A 6787-nucleotide genomic window follows, 5' to 3' on the forward strand; every position below is an offset into this window, starting at 1 on the left:
CGCTCAGGCGGGCGGGCCCTGGCTCGCGTCCGCCGGCAGCCCGCGCTCGAGGGTCCACCGGATGGCGGGCGGCCGGACCGCGGCGCACACCGGCCCGCCGCGGGCGTCGACGAGCGACAGCCGGCCGACGAGGAGCGCGTCGTCGCGGGCGTCGACGAGGTCGACCGGGTCGAGGACACCGAGCATGAGCTTGGCCCGGCGCGCCATGACGAACCCGCCACCGTCGTCGTGGCCCCAGCAGAGGTAGAGGAAGCGGTCGCCGCGGCGCCCTTGGACCCACGGCCCGCGCAGGTCCACGCCGTCCTGGGTGACGACGACGTCGAGCGCCGCGTCGAAGGTCATCGACGAGCCTTCGACGGGTCGCGGCGTCTCGACCTCGCCTCCGCGCTGGAGGCCGACGAGCACCCCGCGCCCACCCAGAACGGGTGGCGGGAGGGGCTTACCGACGATGCGCACGTCCATCCCGACATCATGACCCCGGACGCGCACGGGCCGTCGGGTCGCCGCACACTAGGTTGACCGGCATGGACTTCACCGCACCCTCCCCGCACGAAGGCATGGGCGCCGTCCTCGTCGACGGCGGGGCCACCTTCCGCGTCTGGGCCCCTCACGCCACGCACGTCTGGGTCATCGGTGACTTCAACGGCTGGGACAGCGGCGCCAACCCGCAGCTCGAGCGCGACGGCGACGGCGCCTCGGGCACGTGGTCGGTGCACGTCCCCGGCGTCCACGCCGGGCAGGAGTACCAGTTCCAGGTCGACACCGGCTCCGAGGTCGTCTGGCGCGCCGACCCCTACGCCCGCCAGATGACGAGCTCGGTCGGCAACTGCGTCGTCTACGACCCGAACGCCTTCGACTGGGGCGACAACCACTTCCGTATGCCGTCCCGCGACGACGTCGTCGTCTACGAGATGCACGTCGGCACCTTCGGGGGTGACGGCCACGGCGGGCGCGGCAGCTTCGAGACGGCGACCCATCGCCTCGACCACCTGCGCGACCTCGGGGTCTCGGTCATCCAGGTCATGCCGCCGTTCGAGTACGCCGGCGACATCTCGTGGGGCTACAACCCGAGCCACGTCTTCGCCGTCGAGTCCGGCTACGGCGGGCCCGACGCCTTCAAGGGCTTCGTCAAGGCGGCTCACGAGCACGGGATCGCCGTCGTCGTCGACGTCGTCCACAACCACATCGGCCCGTCCGACCTCGACCTGTGGCGCTTCGACGGCTGGTCCGAGGATGACGGCGGCGGCATCTACTTCTACAACGACTGGCGCGCGGCGACCCCGTGGGGCGCGACCCGGCCCGACTACGGACGACCCGAGGTGCGCTCGTTCCTGCGCGACAGCGCGCTGCTGTGGCTCGAGGAGTTCCGCTGCGACGGGCTGCGCTTCGACGCGACGAACTACATCCGCTCGGTCACGGGCGGCACGTGGGACGAGGGGTCGCTCATCCCGGACGGCGCGGCATACCTCTCGTGGCTCACGTCCGAGATCGCGGCGCGCCAGCCGTGGAAGCTGCTCATCGCCGAGGACCTGCAGGACGACCCGGTCGTGACGACGCCTGCCGACGAGGGCGGGCTCGGCTTCCACGCGCAGTGGGACGCGGGCTTCGTCCACCCTGTGCGCCGGGCACTCACCGAGCTGAGCGACGAGCACCGTGACCTCGAGGCCGTCGCCGCTGCCGTGCTTGGCGAGGGGCGCGGGCCGGCAGGGGCGCGCGTCGTCTACACCGAGTCGCACGACGAGGTCGCCAACGGCAAGACCCGGCTCCCCGAGGCCGTCGCGCCCGGCGACGCCGACTCGTGGGCGGCCAAGAAGCGCGCCGCGCTCGGGTTCGTCACGGTGATGTGCTCGCCGGGCATCCCCATGCTCTTCCAGGGTCAGGAGTTCCTCGAGGACCGCTGGTTCGACGACTCGGTGGCGCTCGACTGGGGCAAGTCCGAGGAGCACTCGGGGATCGTCGCCCTCCACCGTGACCTCATCCGGCTGCGGCGCAACGCCGACGGCGTGAGCGGCGGGCTGCGGGGGAGCGGGGCCTCGGTGCTGCGTCTCGACAACGAGGCCAAGATCCTCGCCCTCCACCGCTGGGCCGAGGGCGGCGTCCACGACGACACCGTCGTCGTCCTCAACTTCTCGACGAGGGTGGAGCGCGAGCTCCCCGTCGGCCTGCCGGCGCCCGGGCTGTGGAAGGTGCGGTTCAACTCGGACTCGCCGCTCTACGCCCCCGAGTTCGGCGGGGTCGACGCGTTCGACGTCGAGGCCGACGGGGAGGCGATGGACGGGTGCGAGCAGAGCGCCGTCCTCACGCTCGGCCCCTACAGCGCCGTCGTCCTCACCCGCGAGACCTGACCCCCCCGGTCTTGGGCCGACTTATTGCGAGTTGTGGCGCAGTCTGCGGGCGGAGCGCCGACGGCGCGAGCCGCCACAACTCGCAATAAGTCGAAGGGCTGGTGGGTCAGTCGGTGGTGTGGCGGTCGGCGACGTCGAGGGCGGCGTCGAGCATCTCGAGCCCCTGGCGCATCTCGGCCGCGGTCGTCGTGCACGGCGGCACGACGTGGGTCCGGTTGAAGTGGACGAACGGCCACAGTCCGTTCTCCTTGCACGCTGCCACGAACTCGGCCATCGGCTTCGCCGCCGGGCCCGAGGCGTTGAACGGGACCAGCGGCTCACGGGTGCGGCGGCTGCGGACGAGCTCCACGGCATACATGAAACCGACGCCACGGACCTCGCCCACGGACGGGTGCCGGTCCGCGATCGCCTCCAGCCCGGGCCGGAGCACGGTCTCCTCGACCCCGCGGACGTGCTCGAGGATGCCCTCCTCCTTGAAGATGCCGATCGACGCGACGGCGGAGGCGCAGGCAAGCGGGTGCCCGGAGTAGGTGAGGCCGCCGGGGTAGGGCCGGTCGGCGAACGTCGAAGCGATCTCGGCCGAGATGACGACGCCGCCGAGCGGGACGTAGCCGGAGTTGACGCCCTTGGCGAAGCAGATGAGGTCCGGGGTCACGCCCCACCGGTCGACCGCGAACCACTCGCCGCACCGCCCGAAGCCGGCCATCACCTCGTCGGCGATGAGGACGATGCCGTGCTCGTCGCAGATCTCGCGCACCCCGGCGAGGTAGCCGGCGGGCGGCACGAGCACCCCGTTGGTGCCGACGACGGTCTCGAGCATCACGGCGGCGACGGTCGCCGCGCCCTCGACCATGATCGTGTCGCGCAGGTGCTGCAGCGCCCGCGCGCACTCCTCCTCCTCGGACGTGGCGTGGAAGGCGGAGCGGTAGAGGTAGGGGCCCCAGAAGTGGACGATGCCCGGCACCGACGGCTCCGACGCCCAGCGCCGCGGCTCCCCGGTCGCGGCGATCGCGCCCGCCGTGGCGCCGTGGTAGCTGCGGTAGGTCGTGAGCACCTTCTGCCGCCCGGTGTGCAGCCGGGCCATCCGCATCGCGTTCTCGGTCGCCTCCGCCCCGCCGTTGGTGAAGAACACCGAGTCGAGGTCGCCCGGCGCCAGCTCGGCGATGAGCCGGGCCGCCTCCGAGCGGGCGTCGTTGGCGAAGGCCGGCGAGACCGTGAGCAGCCGCCCCGCCTGCTCCTGGATGGCGGCGACGAGCTTGGGGTGCTGGTAGCCGATGTTGACGTTGACGAGCTGGCTCGAGAAGTCGAGATAGCGGCTGCCGTCGGCGAGCTCGAAGTGGGATCCCTGCGCGCTCACCACCTCCGCCGGCGCGATCTGGCTTTGGGCGGACCACGAGTGGAAGACGTGCTTCCGGTCGGACTCGGTCACGGAGTGGGCAGCGCTCGTCGTCGTCACCCTCGGCAGCATATGGGGGTCGCGGACGCGACGCGTCGCGTGTCACAACCTCGAAGACTGTTCAACGACACGAGTTCTTCGCTAACATCGGAGGAGCCGGGCGCGCGTCGTGAACTCCCTGTACCGACGCGCGCCCGTGGCGTGTCCCGACCCGGATGGCGTATGCCGTCCGTCGCCGAGCGTGGGACCCTTGCCCCCGATGGATGATCCGCGTGCCTCCCGGTGTTGATGCCTGTGAAGACAGTCGACCAGACACCCCTGACACCCGAGGAGACCCCTGCATGGCCACCGTCGAGCTGACCGCCGAGACCTTCGAGAAGACCGTGACGGGCAACGACATCGTGCTCGTCGACTTCTGGGCCGACTGGTGCGGCCCGTGCAAGCGCTTCGCGCCCGTCTTCGAGGAGGCGTCCGAGAAGCACCCCGACGTCACCTTCGGCAAGATCGACACCGAGGCGGAGCAGCAGCTCGCCGCGGCCGCCCAGATCACGTCGATCCCGACCCTCATGGCCTTCCGCGACTCGATCCTCGTCTTCTCGCAGCCGGGCGCCCTGCCCGCGCCGGCGCTCGAGGGCATCATCGAGCAGATCAAGGGCCTCGACATGGACGACGTTCGCGCCAAGGTCGCCCAGGCTCAGGACGCCGCCGCGCAGAACGGTGGCGCGCAGAACGGTGGCGCGCAGGCCAGACCCGGCCGCCCCACCGGTCGAGAGGAGAGAACACGCCGCTCACCAGCCTGCTGGTGCGGCGTGTTCTCTCCTCTCGACTGCTTGGATGGGCGGATGCCGCAGCCCTACGTCGCCCTCGGTGACTCGTATGCCGCCGGCGTCGGGGGTGGTGCCCGCCGCAACGCCTGCTGGCGCGCGGTCGACGGCTACCCCGTGCTCGTGGCCCGCGCTCTGGGGCTGGACCTCGCCTACCAGGCGTGCCTCGGCGCGACGACGCGTGACGTCGAGCAGCACCAGCTCGCTGCGCTCGGGCCCGCCACGTCGCACGTGTCGCTCACCGTCGGCGGCAACGACATCGGCTTCGTCCCGGTGCTCGTCGAGTGCGCCAAGCCCGCATGGATGGTCGACTCCGACCCCGTCATCGACGCCGCCCTGGCCACCCTGCGCACCGAGCTGCCGCGGCGGCTCTCAGTCCTCCTGGCGCGGGTCGCGGAGGCGGCGCCGGACGCGCGACGGGTCGTCACGGCATACCCGTTGCTCTTCAACGGCGAGGACTGCAACGCGCTGACGTTCTTCAGCCCGCACGAGATGCGCCGGATCGGGGAGGGTGTCGACGAGCTCGCCGGTGTCGTCGCCACCGCGGCGAGGGCCGCAGGGGCGCAGGTCGTCGACCCTCGTGAGGCGTTCGCCGGGCACGCCGTCTGCGACCGCGACGAGTGGGTGAGCGGGGTGTCGTTCCCGCTCGAGGAGTCCTTCCACCCCAACGTGCGCGGACACGCGGCCTATGCGCGGCTCGTCGGCGAGGCGTTCGGCGTGGACGTCGTGGGCCCGGACGAGGGTGCGGTGCCGGAGCGCGAGGTCCGCGTCGTCGACGGCCCGGCCGTCCGCGGCGAGGCGCCGACCTTCGCGCTGCCCGACCTGCTCTCGCTCGAGAGCCTCGAGGGGGCGCGCCGCCACGGTCTCGACCCGGAGCGGATCGCGGACCTGGCGCGCAGGGCGGACCGGACGGCGACGGGCGCCGACGCCGACGAGGCTCGCGCCGAGCTGCAGGCGCTCGACCGTCTCGTGCGGGAGCGCCGCGGGACATGAGTCAGCGCTGGCCCGGGTCTCGGTCCAGCGCTGTCGGTGGGCGCGGGTGTGCGCCGGTGGTGCGGGCTGCCTCAGTCGAGCAGCAGTGGTGCAGCGGTGCTCAGATGGAGCGGTTGGTGTGCTGCCACTGCGACGCGACCATGAGCTCGTGGTTCGCTCGGGTGTTGTCCATGTCGACGGTGGTGGACCAGCCGGAGGTGCCGGGGCGGCGGAAGTTGCGCAGGCGCTCGGCGATGCGGTGGGCGGTGGTGAAGGTCTGGGTGCGGGGGATCATGGGTCCAATGGTCCTCGTTTCAACTGCTTAGCACAACGTGACTTTGCTTAGGAGTTGTTAAGCGGCACTGTAGAGTCAAGCCATGCTCGATCCGCACCGTCTCAGGGTCTTCCGCGCCGTCGTCAGCAGCGGTTCGGTGCAGGCGGCCGCCGACAACCTGGGCCTCACGTCGAGCGCGGTGAGCCAGCACCTCAGCGCGCTCGCCCGGGAGACCGGGCTCGTGCTCTTCCAGCGCCAGGGCCGCGGCATCTCGCCCACGCCGGCCGGCGTCGAGCTCGCCTCCCAGAGCGAGGAGGCGATGAGCCAGTGGGACCGGCTCGACTCCGTCGTCACCGACCTGCGCGAGGGTCGCAGCGGGCGGATCACCGTCGGCTACTTCGCGTCGGCCGGCTCGGCGTGGATGCCGGCGCTCGTCAAGCGCCTCACCGCCGAGCAGCCGGACCTCACCGTCGACCTCGTCCTCACCGAGGTGACGAGCCGCACCGTCCGTCCGGACCTCGACATCGTCACCGAGATGCCCAGCGACACCGAGCGGCCCGGCTACCGCCGCGTCCACCTCGCCCGCGACCCCTATGTCGCGGTCGTCCCGCACGACCACGAGCTGCTCGCCCGCCGTGCGGTCCCGCTCGCCGACCTGCGCGGCGAGACCTGGGTGTCCAACGACCTCGTCGGCAACCCCGGCCACCGGATCCTCGTGCAGGCCTGTGCGGCGGCAGGCTTCACGCCGCGCTTCACGGTGCAGGCGCAGGACCACTACTCGGCGATCCAGTTCGTCGCCGCCGGCGTCGGCATCTCGGTCATGCCGCGCCTCGCCGCTCGTGCGCTGCCGCCCGAGGTGACGCGGCTGCGCCTCACCGACCCGACACCGGTGCGCGACATCTCGGCACTCGTGCGCGACACCGGCCGCCCGAACCCCGCCGCCGAGCGGTTGCTCGAGATGCTCCTCGAGCTCAAC

Annotated in this window: 5 protein-coding genes and 2 pseudogenes; 4 read left to right on the forward strand and 3 right to left on the reverse strand. The window is 71.9% G+C overall.

The annotated features are described in order from the left end of the window. Positions 1–3: 3 nt before the first annotated feature. Positions 4–462, reverse strand: coding sequence for a DUF5990 family protein (locus N798_RS11935; protein ID WP_035948782.1), 459 nt, complete (start codon positions 460–462; stop codon positions 4–6). Positions 463–524: 62 nt separating this feature from the next. Between N798_RS11935 and N798_RS11940 the strand changes: the two genes are divergently transcribed. After that, a complete protein-coding gene (locus N798_RS11940; protein WP_035948783.1) occupies positions 525–2345 on the forward strand; it encodes an alpha-amylase family glycosyl hydrolase in 1821 nt (606 codons plus the stop codon). Positions 2346–2451: 106 nt separating this feature from the next. Here N798_RS11940 and N798_RS11945 read toward each other — a convergent pair whose 3' ends face one another. Beyond that, positions 2452–3813, reverse strand: coding sequence for an aspartate aminotransferase family protein (locus N798_RS11945; RefSeq protein WP_188450469.1), 1362 nt, complete (start codon positions 3811–3813; stop codon positions 2452–2454). A gap of 269 nt (positions 3814–4082) precedes the next feature. Here N798_RS11945 and trxA point away from each other — a divergent pair. Both trxA and N798_RS18405 read left to right on the forward strand, forming a co-directional pair. Then, positions 4083–4454: pseudogene (gene trxA / locus N798_RS18755) on the forward strand (thioredoxin); the annotation flags it as partial. A gap of 153 nt (positions 4455–4607) precedes the next feature. After that, positions 4608–5558: pseudogene (locus tag N798_RS18405) on the forward strand (SGNH/GDSL hydrolase family protein); the annotation flags it as partial. 100 nt (positions 5559–5658) lie between these two features. On the opposite strand, the gene N798_RS18170 reads toward N798_RS18405, so the two are convergent. Beyond that, positions 5659–5832: a hypothetical protein gene (locus tag N798_RS18170; protein WP_156971718.1), complete on the reverse strand. Its 174-nt coding sequence runs from the start codon at positions 5830–5832 to the stop codon at positions 5659–5661. Positions 5833–5914: 82 nt separating this feature from the next. On the opposite strand from N798_RS18170, the gene N798_RS11960 reads away from it, so the two are divergent. Then, on the forward strand, positions 5915–6787 hold an 873-nt coding region (locus N798_RS11960), incomplete at its 3' end, for a LysR family transcriptional regulator (RefSeq protein ID WP_035948786.1).

The organism is Knoellia flava TL1 (assembly GCF_000768675.1).
In the GTDB taxonomy this organism is placed as follows: Bacteria; Actinomycetota; Actinomycetes; order Actinomycetales; family Dermatophilaceae; genus Knoellia; species Knoellia flava.